The following is a 17,888-nucleotide window of genomic DNA, read 5'->3' as shown; positions in this document are numbered from 1 at the left end:
AGGAAGCAAATCAATGTTGGAAAATATGAAAGGCGCCATCTTTGATCTGGATGGCGTGATCGTAGATACAGCCAAATATCATTATTTGGCGTGGGCGAGTCTTGCAGATGAGCTTGGCTTTAAATTCACGGAGGAGGATAACGAACGGCTTAAAGGTGTGAGCCGGATGAGATCACTTGATATCCTGCTGGAAGTGGGTGGCCTGGAATTTGAGGAAGCAGAGAAGCAGGCAATGGCGGAGAAGAAAAACCGCCTGTACGTAGAATACATTTCTCGACTCGAGGAATCGGAGCTGCTGCCTGGAGTGAAAGAATACCTAACAGGATTGAGATCACGTGGGATTGGCATTGCATTAGGATCAGCCAGTAAGAACGCTGAGTTTATTTTGAATAAGCTGAACATTACAGACTTATTTGATGCAGTTGTTGACGGCAACAAAGTGTCACTAGCCAAACCGGACCCAGAGGTGTTCCTGATCGCGGCTCAGGAGATAGGCTTGCAGCCGGATGAATGTGTTGTGTTTGAAGATGCTGAGGCAGGCGTTCAAGCAGGTAAAGCTGCTGGGATGAAGGTTGTAGGTATCGGCAAACCTGAGGTGCTGAAGGAAGCAGATCTGGTCGTTAAAGGATTGTATGAGCTGCTGACAGACTAAGGCTCTAAATGAACATGGGACCGACTCCAAAGTAGCGGATGACTTTGGGGGCGGTCTTTTTTTGTGCAAAGTCTCTGTATTTAGCTAGCTCAGACTGTCTATCGGACCTCATAGTCGCTATTAGCCATAATACGGCTCATTTGCGAGCCTATCGGACCCCATAGTCGCTATTGGCTCGAAAAGTCCTCGTATCGCTCATGTTTGGAACGAATAACGCTTCTGGAGTCCGAACCTCTCTGTAAAAGCAGGAATTCGTTCAAATAGCTGCATCTGAGTCCGATAGCTTATCGTGAAAAGAGTGTGTGTGGGAATGCAAAACGCCGAATAAGTAGCTGAGCTGCACATTAAGTAATTCAGAAGGTTAGTCTTAAGCTCAGACGGTGATCGGATCCCATAGTTGCTATTAGCTGCATATTAAGTAATTCAGAACGTTAGTCAAAAGCTCGGACAGTGTATCGGACCTCATAGTCGCTATAAGTAATAATCCGGCACATTTGCGAGCCTATCGGACCCCATAGTCGCTATTGGCTCGAAAAGCCCGCGTATCGCGCATGTTTGGAACGAATAACGCCTCTGGAGTCCGAACCTCCCCGTAAAAGCCAAAAATCAGCCCAATAGCTGCATCTGAGTCCAATAGCTTATCGTGAAGAGAGTGTGTGTGGGAATGCAAACCGTCGAATAAGTAGCTGAGCTGCACATTAAGTAATTCAGATAGTTAGTCTAAAGCTCAGGCGGTGATCGGATCCCATAGTTGCTATTAGCTGCATATTAAGTAATTGAGAACGTTAGTCAAAAGCTCGGACAGTGTATCGGACCTCATAGTCTCTATAAGTAATAATCCGGCTCATTTGCGATCCTATCGGACCCCATAGTCGCTAATGGCTCGAAAAGCCCTCGTATCGCGCATGTTTGGAACGAATAACGCCTCTGGAGTCCGAACCTCCCCGTAAAAGCAGGAATTTGTTCAAATAGCTGCATCTGAGTCCGATAGCTTATCATGAAAATAGTGTGTGTTGGAATGCAAAACGTCGAATAAGTAGCTGAGCTGCACATTAAGTAATTCAGATAGTTAGTCTAAAGCTCAGACGGAGATCGGACCCCCATAGTCGCTATTAGCCAAAATTACGCTCATTTGAGAAGATATCGGACTCCATAGTCGCTAATGGCTCGAAAAGTCCTCGTATCGCGTATGTTTGGAACGAATAACGCCTCTGGAGTCCGAACCTCCCTGTAAAAGCCAAAAATCAGCCCAATAGCTGCATCTGAGTCCGATCGCTCAACGTGAAGAGGGTGTGTGGGAATGTAAACGCTGAATAAGTAGCTGAGCTGCACATTAAGTAATTCAGATAGTTAGTCTTAAGCTCAGACGGTGATCGGATCCCATAGTCGCTATTAGCTGCATATTAAGTAATTCAGAACGTTAGTCAAAAGTTCGGACAGTGTATCGGACCTCATAGTCTTTATAAGTAATAATTCGGCTCATTTGAGAAGATATCGGACTCCATAGTCGCTAATGGCTCGAAAAGCCCGCGTATCGCGCATGTTTGGAACGAATAACGCCTCTGGAGTCCGAACCTCCCCGTAAAAGCCAAAAATCAGCCCAATAGCTGCATCTGAGTCCGATAACTCATCGTGAAGAGGGTGTGTGGGAATGTAAAACGCCGAATAAGTAGTAAGTCGCACATCAAGCAATCCAACGTACAGTAAGCACCACCATCGCACATCAAGCAATCCAACGCACAATAAGCACCACCATCGCACATCAAGCAATCCAGACACCCAACAACAAAGCACATTCAAGTATTGAAGTACTTGAGTGTTCAAGTGTTCAAGAACATACATGGTACTTCTTCCATATAGAGTTCATTTCTCCTAGCCCCACGCAGTGTCCTTTATACCGCCCCCTTTTCTGTTTGCGGTTTTTAAGAGTTCCGTTGATGGAGTTGCGAAGTGGAGGTTTGGAGCTGGAGAAACGCCAGTGGTCGCCTTTATCCTCGGATTTCTACCACTCAGCGGTATAAAATCAGGAAATCTGAGGATAACAGCGATCGTAAGCCCAAACGCTCTACGTAGTGGCGAACATATCATCATGCTCTTTTTATCCGCCCAACATAAAAAACTACATACAAATGAACATAAAAAACTTTAAAATAAACATATGTAAGCGTTTATCACTTTGATATAGTTATTGAACCCGGAGGTGTATCTCGATGTTGTCTAGGCTGATTAGGCCGATTTTGAAGCTAAACGTCAAACAACAGCTTATCCTGCTGTTTCTGATTATGATCTCGCCGATTCTGTTTTTGAACATTTACGGGAATATGAAGGCTGAGCAAATTCTGAAGCGCCATGTGACGAATGCTTATGTAGAGCTGAACAAGCAAAACTTCACCATCATTAACCGAGATATCGATACCGTAAATAAAATTACTACCACTGTAATTCAAAATCCTCTGATTCAACAGATTAATATGACGGGTTCGGATACCATTCTGGAGCGGGTTAAACGTTATGAGACGATAGAGAAGCTGTTGGTCAGTTACTCGCAGGGAGCGGAGCGTGGGGACGGCATCTATTATTCCCTTTATATATACGATCCCGAGGATTATTATTTTTTTGCACCCAATTTCCCACAGGTTAAGAAGGCGGGGGTATATTTCTTTTCCAAAGCGGAAGAGCCCTATTGGTTCGAGGAGGTTGTCCAGAAAAAGGGCCGCGGATCTCTAAAATTTACAGGGAAGCTAAGTGCACAAGCGGAAAACTTGAAGACTCTTACCTATATGAGAGCTGTCAATAACATCTCCAGAAAAGCTGAGACCATTGGGGTTTTAGTCATTACCAAAATGGACGCAAAAATCGGAGAATCCCTTAAATCCATATCGTTGCCTGATGGTGATATTTACTTAACAGATCTGGATAATCGTGTACTCGCTTCTACTACGAATAATACTGGTGAGATCATTACGCTGCCGGAGACGGTCGTTGCTGAGGATTTGGAAGGAACCGTGGATGTTATTACCTCGGATTTTATTTATGTGGTCAATAATAACCATGCCTTAGGACAGAAGCTAGTCTACAAAATCGCCGTAAAAGCGCTGCTGCAGCAACAAAACGAAATGAAAAGTGTGATTCAATACATAACTGTGGCCTATGCTGTTTTTGGATTAATCATGATTACTTATTTCTGGCGTTCATTAATGACGCCTTTGCAAAAGTTAGCTTTTTTCGTCCGGAAGTTTGAGCCAGGCAATCGTGTCCCTGAGACGCCAAAAAGAGGGAGTAACGATGAGGTCAGTGTGCTGATTGGCTCTACCTATGACATGGCCCGCAGGCTAAATGGACTAATTACTTATAAATACCAGATGGAGCTAAAACAGAAGGAATCACAGCTTCAACTGCTCTATCAGCAGATCAATCCGCATTTGCTCTACAACACTTTGGAGAGTATTTACTGGAAAAGCTCGCTGGAAGGTAACGTTGAATCCGCCGAGATGATCAAGGAATTATCCAAGCTTATGAAGATTAGCCTCAGTCGGGGAAGGGAGCTGATTAGCCTTGAAGAAGAGCTGGAGCATGCAACGGCCTACATCAAGCTGCAGCAGCACCGGTATGATTATATATTTCGTGTAGTAATGAAGATTCATCCAGATACGAAAAGAAATCTAATTCCTAAAATTACCCTGCAGCCGTTAATTGAGAATGCTATTATTCATGGTGTCAAAAATATGGGCGAGGATGGGGAAATCATCATTAGCGCAGTTTGTGTGGACGATACCGTCGAGATCTCGATTGAAGATAATGGCTATAAGACTGTTGATTATCAGGCCATCGAAGCTGTGCTGAATGACGACAGTCCAAATCCGGCCAGCGGTTACGGGATTCGCAACATTAACCAGCGTATTCATTTACACTTCGGCTCTGATTATGGCATCAGCTATACCCCTCGTAAAGAGGGCGGTACATTGGTGACGGTTAAGCTTCCGAAATCAGAGAATCAGGACTAAGGAAGGGGAGCATACAGATATGTTCAATATATTAGTTGTGGATGACGAACCCTTGATTTGTAAAGGGCTGAGCAATTTATTAGCTTCTTCGGGGTTAAACATAGACCATATTTATACAGCAAACAGTGGTTTTGAAGCGCTGGACTGCATTCGGATGGAGGAAATAGACCTGCTCGTTACTGATATTCAGATGGGTGCAATGAGCGGGATTGATCTAATGCAGCATGCAAAATTGGCCAAACCCTGGGTACAGACCATCGTGATTTCTGCACACGAGACGTTTCAATATGCGCAAATGGCCGTTAGGCTTGGAGCGAAGGATTATTTGATCAAACCTTTGAATAGTGAGCAATTTCTGGATTCGGTGCGAAATGTGCTGCTTAAGATGGGGAAACCATCACCAGAATTGGATATTTTCATGTCAGGAATTAACGAAAGCTTTCGGCTGGAAGAGCCGCTTCCGGAATACAGCAAGTTATTGAATGAGCTGCTCATTGAGCCTGAAGGTGTACTGTGTGATGCAGAACGCTTGCAAAAGCTGGATAACCTGAAGCTGCAAGGGCCGTATTTTTCCGTCTTAAAAATTAAGGTACCTCTGGCTGGAACGAATCAGGAGAAGCACTACACCCTGCGGGACAGACGGCTTCTTTGTTATGCCGCGCTGAATATCGCCAAAGAGCTGATGGATCAGGAGTGGAACTCGACAGCCTTTTACGCAGAGGATGAAGAGATTACGATCATTATTCAGTGGGATGAAAAAAGCTATGAAGATTCGTCTGCCAGCCAAATTAATAGGCTAGATATCCTTGGCCGTAGTCTTCATTTTAATATTCAAAAATATCTGCACTTAAATGCAGTTATCGGCATCAGCCAGATTCTCAAGGGTCTTTCTTTTATGGCTGTATTGAACCGTCAAGCCTCCAAAGCCATTCTCTGGAATAATGAACACAATGACCATTATGTGTTTTACTACGGGGATTTTAATTGGAACAGCTACACAACCGATCCTTCAGTAGAAGAGCTTCATACACGCAGCAATCTGATTGTAGAGAAAGCGAGAGAGTATATTGACGAGAACTATGCGCAAAAAGGATTAACCATCCATGAAGTGGCTAAGAAAAACCATGTCAGCCCCAATTATTTGAGCTATCTGTTTAAGAAAAATACAGGTTACAACCTGTGGGAATATGTAATTAAGCTGCGGATGGAAGAAAGTCGGGAGATGATTTTGAACACAGATCTTCGCAGATACGAAATCGCCGAGCGTGTAGGTTATGAATCACCGGAGCATTTTAGTAAAATTTTCAAAAAATATTATGGGATTAGCCCCAGTGAATTGAAGAAGTAAAAACACATACTACTTCGGTAGATTTAGACATGTTCAGTACAACCCTCATTTTCTACAATTTAAGGTAGGAAGCATTTTGCGAAAAATGCTGAAAGAAAAATGGAATGAGGGAGCCTGATGAATCAAACCGCAGTTGTATCCGAAAATCCGCCGGCGCTGAAGGGTACACCTTACAAGCAAAACCGCTGGAAGAAAAACTTTTGGGGATATATGTTCCTCGTACCTGCTGTGATTATTTTTGTAATGTTCTTGTGGGTGCCAATTTTTAAAGGCTTGTTGTACAGCTTCTACCATGTTGATTTTGTAAAAGGGAATAGCTTTGTTGGCTTTGAGAACTATGCTAGAGCCCTTAGTGATCCGGATGTTTTGACCGCGTTAAAAAATACAGGGTATTACATGCTTCTATGTCTTATTATCGGGTTCTGGGTTCCGATTGCTTTTGCTATTATGATCTCGGAGCTGAGAAGGTTTGGGGGCTTTGTGCGGGTAGCGGCTTACCTACCTTTTGTAATGCCTGGTGTGGTGCTATATGGACTCTGGAGATGGCTTTATGATCCTGTGGGCCCAATCAATGCAGTATTAAGCTCGCTTGGTGTGGACCAGGTTGCCTTCCTGACAGATACAAGGTGGTCGATGATTTCCCTTGTTTTTATGGAGACGTGGCAGCAGTTTGGATCAGGGATGTTAATATACTTGGCTGCTGTACTCAGCATTCCGCGGGATTGGTATGAAGCAGCTGAGATTGATGGGGCGGGTGTGTGGGCACGTATAAAGTACATCACATTGCCTTCGCTACGTAATTTGATCATTTTGATGTTTATATTACAGATTATCGGGACTTCACAAGGGTATCAGTCACAAATGGCGCTGCTTGATGGTGGGCCGAATAATACTACGCTTACCTATGCGCTGCTGATCGTAAAATATGCTTTTACGCGACTCGATTATGGAACAGCGACTGCGCTTGGCATGCTAATGTTCATAGTCCTAGGTGGTTTGGGCATTTTACAGTTCAAGCTTAACAAGGAGGACAACTAAGATGAAGAGCGCAGATAGAGGGATTCTCTCAGAACATGATTTGAAAAAAACAAGCAATAAGATCGTTTATGGCTTGATGTGCGTGGTTATTTTGATTATGGTGTTTAGCATGCTGTATCCGATCTGTATGACGTTATTTAACGGACTGAAATCGAATCAAGAGGTGAACTCATTCCCACCGCATTTTTTCCCGCAGGAATGGCACTTCAGCAACCTTAAAGAAGCGATGAACTACATTGATCTGCTGATGTTCCTTAAGAACACTATTTATATTTTTGTGGGGAATATGGTCGTGACACTAGTCGTATTGGGAATGTCTGCTTTCAGCATTTCTCGTATGAATGTTCCTTACAGAAAGGCAATTTATTTCTTTTTCCTGATGACATTATTTATTCCGGCGACCAGCTACATGATTCCCAACTTTGTCAATCTAAAAGAGCTTGGATTATTGAATCAGTACGCTGCCTTTTGGCTGCCGGCTGGTGCGAATACATTCTATTTTCTACTCTTAAAGAACTTTTTTGATGGGATACATCCTGAAATTTTTGAAGCCGCGCGGATTGACGGCTCCTCTGAGCCGAGAAGCTTTTTCTCCATTGCAGTGCCATTGTCGGTTCCGATATTTGCTACGCTGGCGATCTTTATCTTTTCTACTGCATGGAATGACTGGTTCTGGCCATCTCTGGTTATGCACAGTGAAGAGAAATATACGCTCGCGACAGCAATCTATAAATACGTTATTAATGTAAAGGCACTTAATACGAATATTAAATTCGCTATCCTATTTATCGTATCGTTGCCGCCGATCCTTGTCTTCCTGATCTTCCAAAAGTTCATTATGCGTGGCGTCGCATTATCAGCAGTTAAGGGATAAGCGCGGATCGACGAATTTAGTCACGGATCGTAAACATGCACATGAAAGGAATATAAATGCACCTCGTTTGTAAACGATTTCTCTTTTATGATCGATATGTAAGATAACTATGAATTGAAAAGGGGAGTTTCAATGCGTAAGTACTCTAGCGTGCTACTAAGCCTCCTTGTGGCCGGATCATTGTTAACCGCATGCGGCGGTAACAACAATAACGGAAACACAACAGGAAACAAGGAAGGGGAAGCGACTACTGCGCCAACGAATGCTGCAACAGATAATGCTGGCAGTGCTACAGCAGCGCCAACTGATGATATCACACAAAGAAAAGTGACCATCAAAATTCACTATCCAACCCCTGACCTAACCGAAGTTAGAGCACAGGAAGATGACAAGATCAAACGTTTCCAAGAGGAGTATCCGAATGTTGAAATCGTCAAAGACGATTGGCAGTACAATGTAAGTGAAATCGGCATCAAAATGGCAGCGAATGAAGCTCCAACCTTCTTTAACACTTACGCTACAGAAGCAAAATTCCTAGTTGAAAAAGGCTGGGTAGCTGACATTACGGATCTGTGGAATAAATACGAATTTAAGGATCAAATTAACCCGGTTCTCCAAAACCAATTTATCATTGACGGAAAAGTATTCGGCGTTACTCAAAAGGGTTATGTAACAACCACAATGATCAACAAAAAAATGCTGGATGAAAAAGGCGTTGCTGTTCCATCTATGGATTGGACTTGGGATGATATGCTGAATACCGCGAAAGGTGTAGCTGATACCAAAAAAGGGATTTCCGGTATTGCTCCAATGGGTAAAGGGAATGAAGCAGGCTGGAACTGGACCAACTTCCTGTTCGAGGCTGGCGGTGAAATTCAGAAGATTGAAGGCGGTAAGGTTGTAGCTACTTTTAATTCTGAGGCTGGGATTAAAGCGCTGGATTTCTACAAGAAACTTAGATGGGAAGCAAACGCGATTCCTCAGGACTGGGCACTGGGCTGGGGTGATGCTGTAGGCGCATTCCAACAAAGTCGTACAGCAATGGTAATGGCTGGATCTGACGGTGTTATTGAGCAAGCGTTGAATCAAGGCGGTCTGAAACCAGAAGATGTACTTACGTATCCAATGCCTGCGATGGAAAAAGGCGGAAAACACACTGGGGTACTTGGTGGTGACTACCTTGTAATCAATCCAAATGCAACACCAGACGAGCAAGAAATGGCATTCCGTTATATTACATTTGATTACTTCTCCGATAAAGGTCTAGAAGCACTGGATGCGGTTCTGCAACAACGTACAACGGATGGCAAATACTTTATTCCGCCGCTCTTAGATTACTATTCTGCAGATTCTGACTTCGGTAAGAAAACAAAAGCTGTGTATGATAAATATACAAATGTATATCAATACAGCCCTGATATTTTAGGCTTGCTGGACGGTAAACCGGAAGCGCAATACAATACACAGGACTACTACGCAACCATGTCCAATGTAATTCAAGAGCTGTTCTCCAAAAAGGGAACAGATTCCAAGACACAGCTTGAAGCTGCTGCAAAAACAGTGCAAGAGAAATTCTTCGATACAATTAAAGTAGAATAGGCAAGGAAGGACAGAACCGGCTCCTTTAGGAGTCGGTTTTTTTATGTTTATATTATTGATATTTTTATAAATCAACACGACGGATGGCTTCCGACTATTTTTTAGAGGGTCATGAGAAAAATAGAGTGTCAACAAAATTAGATTTGTATTTTTAAAATATTTTTGCGAGCGGAAAGGTAGAAAATGGGTATCGGTTCTTGTCTTTTTAAACATAAACTTTAGATTTAAGGAATAATACAGCATAAATAATGGTAAAAAACCTATAATATGATCGAATGAAAGCGCTTTGAAAACAAATCAAAAAAACTTTATACTTTGTGAAAGATTTCACTATACAAGGTGGAAATGATGTGATAAGATAAATGTGTAGAGAAAAACAACCTAAAAATTGACAGGAGGACGAGGGAGATGGCAGTTAAGAACGAAGTCGCCGCCCAAGTTAAACAAACTACCGCTGAAGAGTATATTCAGACTTTGGTGGATAAAGCGAAAAAAGCACATGAGGCATTCATGGCGCTGGATCAAGAGCAAGTTGACACAATCGTTCATGCAATGGCGTTGGCTGGACTCGACAAACATATGTACCTCGCTAAATTGGCTGTAGAAGAAACTGGCCGCGGGGTTTACGAAGACAAAATTACTAAAAACATCTTCTCGACAGAATATATCTGGCACGGAATTAAATACGATAAAACAGTAGGCGTTATTGAAGACAATGCTTATGAAAGCTTCCAAAAAATTGCTGAGCCCGTCGGAATTGTAATGGGTATCACACCGGTAACCAACCCTACATCCACCACGATGTTTAAAGCGTTGATTTCGATTAAGACACGGAACCCTATTATATTCGGTTTCCACCCATCTGCGCAAGAGTGTAGTGCAGCAGCTGCTAGAATTCTTCATGATGCGGCTGTAAAAGCTGGCGCACCTGAGAACTGTATCCAATGGATTGAAATGCCAACGATGGACAAAACAAACGCTTTGATGAACAACCCTGACGTTGCACTTATTCTCGCAACAGGCGGTTCTGCAATGGTAAAAGCAGCTTATAGCTGTGGTAAACCAGCTCTTGGCGTAGGTCCTGGTAACGTACCTGCATTCATCGAAAAGAGCGCGGATATCGATCAAGCCGTAACGGACATCATTCTTTCCAAAACATTTGATAATGGTATGATCTGTGCTTCCGAGCAAGCTGTTATTATCGAAGAACCAATCTTCGATCAAGTGAAAAAGAAAATGATCGCTAATGGCTGCTACTTTGTTAACAAAGAAGAAGCTGCCAAACTTACTAGCGGCGCTATGAACGTTGATAAATGTGCGGTTAATCCAGCAATCGTTGGACAATCCGCAGTGAAAATTGCTGAAATGTGCGGCATTCAAGTTCCTGCCGGCACTAAGATTCTGGTAGCAGAACTTGAAGGTGTAGGCACTAAATATCCATTGTCCGCTGAAAAATTGAGTCCTGTGCTTGCTTGCTACAAAGTTAAAAACGCAGATCAAGGTATTGAACGCGCAGCACAAGTTGTTGAATTTGGTGGTATGGGCCATAGTTCGGCTATCCACTCCAACAATGAAGAAGTAATCATGAAGTTCTCCAACCGTCTGCAAACAGGACGTATTCTCGTTAACTCGCCTTCCACTCATGGTGCGATCGGCGATATCTATAACACTAACATCCCTTCGTTGACGCTGGGCTGCGGATCTTATGGTCGTAACTCCGTGTCGCAAAACGTTACAGCAATTAATTTGATCAACGTGAAAAGGGTGAATCGTCGTACCGTGAATATGCAATGGTTTAAAGTACCTGACAAGATCTATTTCGAAAAAGGCGCTACTCAGTACCTGACCAAAATGCCTGATATCACACGTGTCGCAATTATCACTGACCCAATGATGGTTAAGCTTGGATATGTTGAGAGAGTTGAACATTACCTGCGTCAACGCCAAACTCCTGTAGCGATCGAAGTGTTCTCGGAAGTTGAACCAGATCCATCGACAACTACAGTTGAAAAAGGTACAGCAATGATGAACAGATTCCAACCGGACTGCATCATCGCACTTGGTGGTGGTTCCCCAATGGATGCTGCAAAAGGAATGTGGTTATTCTATGAACATCCAGACGCTGACTTTAACGGTCTGAAACAAAAATTCATGGATATCCGTAAACGGGTTTACAAATTCCCTAAACTTGGAAACAAAGCTAAGTTTGTAGCGATTCCAACTACTTCGGGTACAGGTTCGGAAGTAACATCTTTCGCAGTTATTACCGATAAAACAACTGAACAACACACTAAATATCCTTTGGCTGACTACGAGCTAACTCCAGACGTAGCTATCATTGATCCAGAGTTCGTATATAGCTTGCCAAAAACTGCTGTAGCTGATACAGGTATGGACGTATTGACACATGCCATCGAAGCTTATGTATCTGTTATGGCGAGTGACTACACGGATGGTCTGGCAATTAAAGCAATCCAATTGGTATTCCAATACCTTGAAAAATCGGCTCTTGAAGGCGACAGAGTTGCCCGTGAAAAAATGCATAACGCATCAACACTTGCTGGTATGGCCTTTGCTAATGCTTTCCTGGGTATTAACCACAGCTTGGCGCATAAATGGGGCGGTCAATATCACACTGCTCACGGTCGTACTAATGCGATCCTTATGCCACACGTTATTCGTTACAATGCTAAGAAACCTACGAAGTTCGCTTCGTTCCCTAAATATTCACACTTCGTAGCTGACGAGCGTTATGCAGAAATCGCCCGTATTCTGGGATTGCCAGCTCGCACAACTGAAGAAGGTGTAACTAGCCTGATCAATGCTATTCGCGACATGAACAAAAAACTGGGTATCGAAGAATCCTTCCAACAATTGGGCTTTGATCCTAAGGATTTTGAATCCCATGTAGATTACTTGGCTGACCGTGCATTTGAAGATCAATGTACAACTGCCAATCCTAAGCTGCCGCTGGTATCTGAACTCGCAGATGTATATCGTAATGCTTTCTACGGAAGATTTGATAATTAATATTTGGTTAAGTAGATAATAGGATGGTTGTGGATTAGATATAAGTGACAAATATCACCGGAAAGGTGATATTTGTCACAGTCTATTTATAGAAAATAAACTAAAATGTTTATATAAACAACGGTCCCATATATGGAACAATGATTGTGAATTTTCGAACAACCATATTTTTCTTGGGATCACGAGACACGGGATCAACCTTCAAGCCCGCGATCTCTACAAATATAATATAAATATAGATGGAGGGATTTAGCATGTCGGTGATTGAAAAAGATGTACAAGAAGTGAAATCCGGTTGGAGAAGTTTTACAAAAGGTAAATGGTCCAGAAAAGTTGACGTTAACAACTTTATCGCAAGCAACATTAAGCCTTATGAAGGAAACGAAGAATTCCTCGTAGGACCTACTAGTAACACAACTGAACTGTGGAAGATTATTTCCCAATTGAGCAAGGAAGAAAGAGAAAGAGGCGGCGTATGGGATGTTTCCCTAGATACTGTCTCCACAATCACTTCACATGCTCCAGGCTACATTGACAAGGACAAGGAACAAATTGTAGGCGTACAGACTGATGCTCCTTTCAAACGTTCCATCCAGCCATTCGGCGGGATCAAGATGATGGTTGATGCTACGAAGGCTTATGGCTTCGAGCTTCCACAAAACATCGTTGACATGTTTACGAACATTCGCAAAACGCATAACCAAGGCGTATTTGATGCATATACACCAGACATGAGAGCTGTGCGTAAATCCGGCGTAATTACAGGTCTTCCTGATGCTTACGGACGCGGACGCATCATCGGCGACTACCGCCGCATTGCTCTGTACGGTATTGATTTCCTCATTAAAGACAAAAAACAACAACAAACTGAGCTTGAAGTAGATTCCATGACTGAAGATATCATTCGTTTGCGTGAAGAGCTGTCCGAACAAATTCGTGCACTTGGCGAATTGAAAGAAATGGCAGCTGCTCATGGTATGGATATTTCCAGACCGGCGACCAACTTCAAAGAAGCTACTCAATGGGTATACTTCGGATATCTGGCAGCAGTTAAAGAGCAAAATGGTGCGGCGATGTCCCTGGGCCGTGTGTCCTCTTTCCTGGACATCTATGCAGAACGCGATATTGCTGAAGGTACTTTGACTGAAGAACAAGTACAAGAAATCGTCGATCATTTCGTAATGAAACTGCGTATCGTGAAATTCTTGCGTACACCTGACTATAATGATCTGTTCTCCGGCGACCCAACATGGGTAACTGAATCCATCGGTGGTATGGCTGAAGACGGAACAACTCGTGTTACTAAGAACAGCTTCCGTTTCTTGAACACCCTGTACAACTTGGGTCCAGCTCCGGAACCAAACTTAACTGTACTGTGGTCCGAAAAATTGCCTGAAGCCTTCAAAAAATATTGTGCTAAGGTTTCCATCGAAACTAGTGCAATTCAGTATGAAAATGACGATGTAATGCGTCCATACTGGGGTGAAGATTATGCGATTGCTTGCTGCGTATCTCCAATGCGTATCGGTAAACAAATGCAGTTCTTCGGTGCTCGTGCCAACCTGGCAAAAGCATTACTGTATGCTATCAATGGTGGTGTGGATGAAAAATCCGGAGCACAAGTTGGACCGGAATTCCCAGCGATCACTTCTGAATATCTGGATTATGACGAAGTAATGAAACGTTTCAAACCGATGATGGAGTGGTTGGCTAAGACTTATGTTAACACTTTGAACATCATTCACTATATGCATGACAAATATTCTTACGAACGTATCGAAATGGCGCTGCATGACCGTGACATTCTGCGTACGATGGCTTGTGGTATTGCTGGGCTGTCCGTTGCAGCTGACTCACTAAGCGCAATTAAATACGCCAAAGTAAAACCTATTCGTAACGAACAAGGTATTGCGATCGATTTCGAAACCGAAGGCGAATTCCCTTGCTACGGTAACAATGACGATGCTGTTGACAGCATCGCAGTAGAATTGGTTGAAACCTTCATGACTATGATCCGTAAAAACAAAACATATCGTGATTCTGTGCCGACTCAATCGGTACTGACCATTACTTCGAATGTAGTGTACGGTAAGAAGACAGGTACTACACCTGACGGACGTAAGAAAGGTGAACCTTTCGCACCAGGTGCTAACCCAATGCACGGACGTGACAAGAAAGGTGCCTTGGCTTCCCTGAACTCTGTAGCTAAACTGCCTTACTCCGATGCACAAGATGGTATCTCTAATACGTTCTCCATCGTACCTAAGGCACTTGGTAAAGACGAGGATTCCCGTAAGTCTAACCTGGTACACATGATGGATGGATACTTCCATAACAACGCTCAGCATTTGAATGTTAACGTATTTAACCGTGAACAGCTGATGGACGCTATGGAGCACCCAGAGAACTATCCACAATTGACTATCCGTGTATCCGGTTATGCAGTTAACTTCATCAAGCTGACTCGTGAACAACAAATGGATGTAATCAACCGTACATTCCACGGTTCGATGTAATTTGTTCCTGTCATGAAGATCTTTGAATTAGTACTACTATTGAAATAATTGCAAGGAAGATACCGCCCTTGTCTCAAGGGCGGTAATATCTTGTTTGAGAATTGTTAAAATTTTAAATTTTATTGCCGCGATATAGGGATATGACAGTCTCAAGGACAGGGATCTTCATCGTTGAAAAAGGGACTGTTAGTCTGGCGTGGCGAAAGGATGACATCCTATGATTAAAGGTCGCATACATTCTTTGGAAACCTTTGGAACCGTTGATGGACCTGGTATTCGATTTGTCTTATTTATGCAAGGCTGCTTGCTGAAATGTCAGTATTGCCATAACCCTGATACCTGGGCTTTAGATGAAGGTAAAGAAATGACTCTAGAAGAAGTGCTTTCGGAAATCGAGCCATATATAAACTATTATCGTTCATCCGGTGGCGGGTTAACTGTATCCGGTGGAGAACCAACCTTGCAGGCGCAATTTGTAAAGCAGTTATTCACGGAAGTAAAAAAACGTTGGAATTTGCACACCACATTAGACAGTAATGGTTACAACGAAGGTGACAAGATTAATGACTTATTGGATGTAACAGATTTGGTTATGCTTGATCTGAAGCATATTGATGAAGAAGCGCATATCAAATTAACCGGTAAATCCAATGATCGAACTTTGAAGCTTGCACGCTGGCTCTCAGACCATAATCGTAAGATGTGGATCCGACATGTATATGTTCCTGGTATTCATGATCGTGAAGAGGATCTCATTAACTTAGGTCGTTATATTGGAACCTTAAATGGCGTCGAGAAATTCGAAATCTTACCTTATCATCAGATGGGTATCTATAAATGGGAAATGCTCGGCAAAGCTTATGAACTGGATGGAGTACCTTCTCCAACAGAAGAAGAAGTGCAACGGGCATATCGCTTGGTCGAAGAAGGTCGTAAGCAAACGGCATTGGTATAATAGATATCTATTTTTTAGAGAGACCGTACCCTCAGTGGTTGATCATCACTGAAGGTGCGGTTTTTTGTTATGAGGAAGTAAAAAGGGAGGGGTTAAATCTCCTCTGAGGGGGAATTTTATATTATTCCTAATAAAGACATGCTATAGTTACACGTGGTTTATGGGGTAGATAATAAATGAATATGTCAGGTAATATGACTACTTTTATATTTTAATTAAATGTTTTTAAAGAGAAACAAACTTTTGTGATGAGAAAAACAAATGAATAAAGCGATTTAACATTTTTATGTTATAAAATATAACTTATCATGTAGTTGATTCCGCTTACATTAGAGATTTTTATCCCTATAGTGGATGAATCTTAACCTTACGATAATGAAGTCTGTTTTCTATAATAAGAAGTGTAAAGCACATCAATATATAGGGAGGGTCACAAGAAATGAAAAAAAGTATGACTTTGCTATTGTCCCTGATTTTCGTATCATCAGCTTTACTGACTGGTTGCGGAGGCAACAACAATGCGTCTTCTAACAAAGGAGATGGAAACGCTACCGCGACTAACTCAGCCGCTACAAATGCTCCAGCAACAGAAGAACCGGTAAATAACGAGCCATTTGAAATGACGATTCGTCACACTCAAATCGGTGCAGACAAGCAGAAACGTCTGGCTATTCTCGAAGAAGTAGTTAACAAAGTACAAGAGGATGTACCGGGTCTGACCTTTAAACTCGATGGGGTAGATTCAGATGTAAACCGTAAAGAAAAATTGCGTGGTGAAATGGCTGCGGGTAATCCACCGGAAATCTTCGATCTGTTCGGTAGCCCTGACTCCAAGATCTATGCTAAAGAAGGTAAATTACTTGACCTGACTCCAATCCTTGAGGAACTTGGAATTAAGGATAAATTCTCAAATCTTGATCCTTTCACTTATGAAGGAAAAATCTATGGATTGCCAATCGGTGGTTCTGGTGAAGGTTTCTTCTATAACAAAGAATACTATACAAGCAAGGGCTGGAAGGCTCCAACAACATTTGCTGAATTGGAACAACAATTGGCTGATATCAAGGCTGATGGAAAAGTACCTTTGGCTGGTGCATCCAAAGCTGGTTGGGTACCACTTATGTTAGCTAACCACCTGTGGTCACGTTATGCAGGTCCGGATGTAACTGCTAAATTTGCAACAGGCGAAGCTAAATGGTCTGATCCAAATGTAGTAAAAGGATTTGCGAAATACAAAGAATGGGTTGATAAAGGCTACTTCAAAAAAGGCGAACTTGGCTTTGAATATGCTGAATACACAACACAATTCACTAGTGGTGAAGCGATCCTGCTGTATGATGGTACTTGGAAATCTTCCGTATTTAAAACGGGCCAATCTGGCGAAGGTTTGATCGGTAAAGTTGGATTCTTCAACATCCCAGCAGTTGAAGGCGGAGCGGGTGACCAAACTGCATTGATGCGCGATGTGAACAATGGTTATGGTTTCTCTGCATCTGCTGAGAAAGATCCACGTCAATTGGCTGCTGTGAAATCTTTTATTAAAAACTTATTTAATGAAGAAATGCAATTGCGCGGACTTGTTGAAGATGGTGTATTGCCAGCAATGAAGATTGACCAAAACGTATTGAATGAGAATATTACTGATGATCTGATGAGCGAAATCGTAGGTGTACTTAACAACTCACAATCTTCGTTCCCAGCATTTGACTCTCTTGTTCAAGCTGATGTAACTACAGAAATCAGTAACATTCAAATTCAAAAACTGATTGGCGATCAGACGACTCCTGAGAAAATGGGCGAAGCTTTGCAAAAGGTACAAGAAGAAGCAAACGCAGCAGTTGAATAAATAGCTGCAAACTGAATGTACCCTGG

Annotated in this window: 10 protein-coding genes; all 10 read left to right on the top strand. The window is 42.5% G+C overall.

All coding sequences use genetic code 11. The features are described from left to right. Nucleotides 1–13 precede the first annotated feature (13 nt). The 10 genes from pgmB (at nt 14) to MHH50_RS21935 (ending at nt 17,862) form a co-directional block, all read left to right on the top strand. Nucleotides 14–652 (top strand): beta-phosphoglucomutase, encoded by a 639-nt coding sequence (gene pgmB, locus MHH50_RS21980; protein ID WP_076280499.1) that lies wholly within the window; start codon nt 14–16, stop codon nt 650–652. A 2,210-nt stretch (nt 653–2,862) separates the two neighbouring features. Next, nucleotides 2,863–4,656, top strand: coding sequence for a histidine kinase (locus MHH50_RS21975; protein WP_340033380.1), 1,794 nt, complete (start codon nt 2,863–2,865; stop codon nt 4,654–4,656). A 19-nt stretch (nt 4,657–4,675) separates the two neighbouring features. Then, nucleotides 4,676–6,004, top strand: a complete 1,329-nt coding sequence (locus tag MHH50_RS21970; RefSeq protein WP_076278412.1) for a response regulator — start codon at nt 4,676–4,678, stop codon at nt 6,002–6,004. A 117-nt stretch (nt 6,005–6,121) separates the two neighbouring features. Further along, on the top strand, nt 6,122–7,042 hold the full coding sequence (locus MHH50_RS21965; RefSeq protein ID WP_076129625.1) for a sugar ABC transporter permease: 921 nt from the start codon (nt 6,122–6,124) through the stop codon (nt 7,040–7,042). Nucleotide 7,043: 1 nt separating this feature from the next. After that, nucleotides 7,044–7,916 (top strand): carbohydrate ABC transporter permease, encoded by an 873-nt coding sequence (locus tag MHH50_RS21960; protein WP_036682930.1) that lies wholly within the window; start codon nt 7,044–7,046, stop codon nt 7,914–7,916. Between the two features lie 132 nt (nt 7,917–8,048). Next, nucleotides 8,049–9,515, top strand: coding sequence for an extracellular solute-binding protein (locus tag MHH50_RS21955; protein WP_076129626.1), 1,467 nt, complete (start codon nt 8,049–8,051; stop codon nt 9,513–9,515). 408 nt (nt 9,516–9,923) lie between these two features. Beyond that, nucleotides 9,924–12,545: a bifunctional acetaldehyde-CoA/alcohol dehydrogenase gene (gene adhE / locus MHH50_RS21950; protein WP_036682925.1), complete on the top strand. Its 2,622-nt coding sequence runs from the start codon at nt 9,924–9,926 to the stop codon at nt 12,543–12,545. Nucleotides 12,546–12,799: 254 nt separating this feature from the next. Continuing rightward, nucleotides 12,800–15,061, top strand: a complete 2,262-nt coding sequence (pflB, locus tag MHH50_RS21945; RefSeq protein ID WP_076218917.1) for a formate C-acetyltransferase — start codon at nt 12,800–12,802, stop codon at nt 15,059–15,061. Nucleotides 15,062–15,278: 217 nt separating this feature from the next. Next, the gene (pflA, locus tag MHH50_RS21940) at nt 15,279–16,016 is read left to right on the top strand and encodes a pyruvate formate-lyase-activating protein (RefSeq protein ID WP_036682920.1); all 738 of its coding nucleotides are present in this window, start codon (nt 15,279–15,281) and stop codon (nt 16,014–16,016) included. A gap of 439 nt (nt 16,017–16,455) precedes the next feature. Then, nucleotides 16,456–17,862 (top strand): extracellular solute-binding protein, encoded by a 1,407-nt coding sequence (locus tag MHH50_RS21935; protein WP_076129628.1) that lies wholly within the window; start codon nt 16,456–16,458, stop codon nt 17,860–17,862. Nucleotides 17,863–17,888: the final 26 nt, after the last annotated feature.

The organism is Paenibacillus sp. FSL H3-0302 (assembly GCF_037982245.1).
Taxonomy (GTDB): Bacteria; Bacillota; Bacilli; order Paenibacillales; family Paenibacillaceae; genus Paenibacillus_AQ; species Paenibacillus_AQ odorifer.
This window is presented reverse-complemented; position numbering and strand designations above follow the sequence as displayed.

Coding starts and splice junctions, on each gene's coding strand:
- adhE (WP_036682925.1), top strand. CDS start 9,924: ATGGCAGTTAAGAACGAAGTCGCCGCCCAAGTTAAACAAACTACCGCT.
- MHH50_RS21935 (WP_076129628.1), top strand. CDS start 16,456: ATGAAAAAAAGTATGACTTTGCTATTGTCCCTGATTTTCGTATCATCA.
- MHH50_RS21970 (WP_076278412.1), top strand. CDS start 4,676: ATGTTCAATATATTAGTTGTGGATGACGAACCCTTGATTTGTAAAGGG.
- pflB (WP_076218917.1), top strand. CDS start 12,800: ATGTCGGTGATTGAAAAAGATGTACAAGAAGTGAAATCCGGTTGGAGA.
- MHH50_RS21975 (WP_340033380.1), top strand. CDS start 2,863: ATGTTGTCTAGGCTGATTAGGCCGATTTTGAAGCTAAACGTCAAACAA.
- MHH50_RS21960 (WP_036682930.1), top strand. CDS start 7,044: ATGAAGAGCGCAGATAGAGGGATTCTCTCAGAACATGATTTGAAAAAA.
- pflA (WP_036682920.1), top strand. CDS start 15,279: ATGATTAAAGGTCGCATACATTCTTTGGAAACCTTTGGAACCGTTGAT.
- MHH50_RS21955 (WP_076129626.1), top strand. CDS start 8,049: ATGCGTAAGTACTCTAGCGTGCTACTAAGCCTCCTTGTGGCCGGATCA.
- MHH50_RS21965 (WP_076129625.1), top strand. CDS start 6,122: ATGAATCAAACCGCAGTTGTATCCGAAAATCCGCCGGCGCTGAAGGGT.
- pgmB (WP_076280499.1), top strand. CDS start 14: ATGTTGGAAAATATGAAAGGCGCCATCTTTGATCTGGATGGCGTGATC.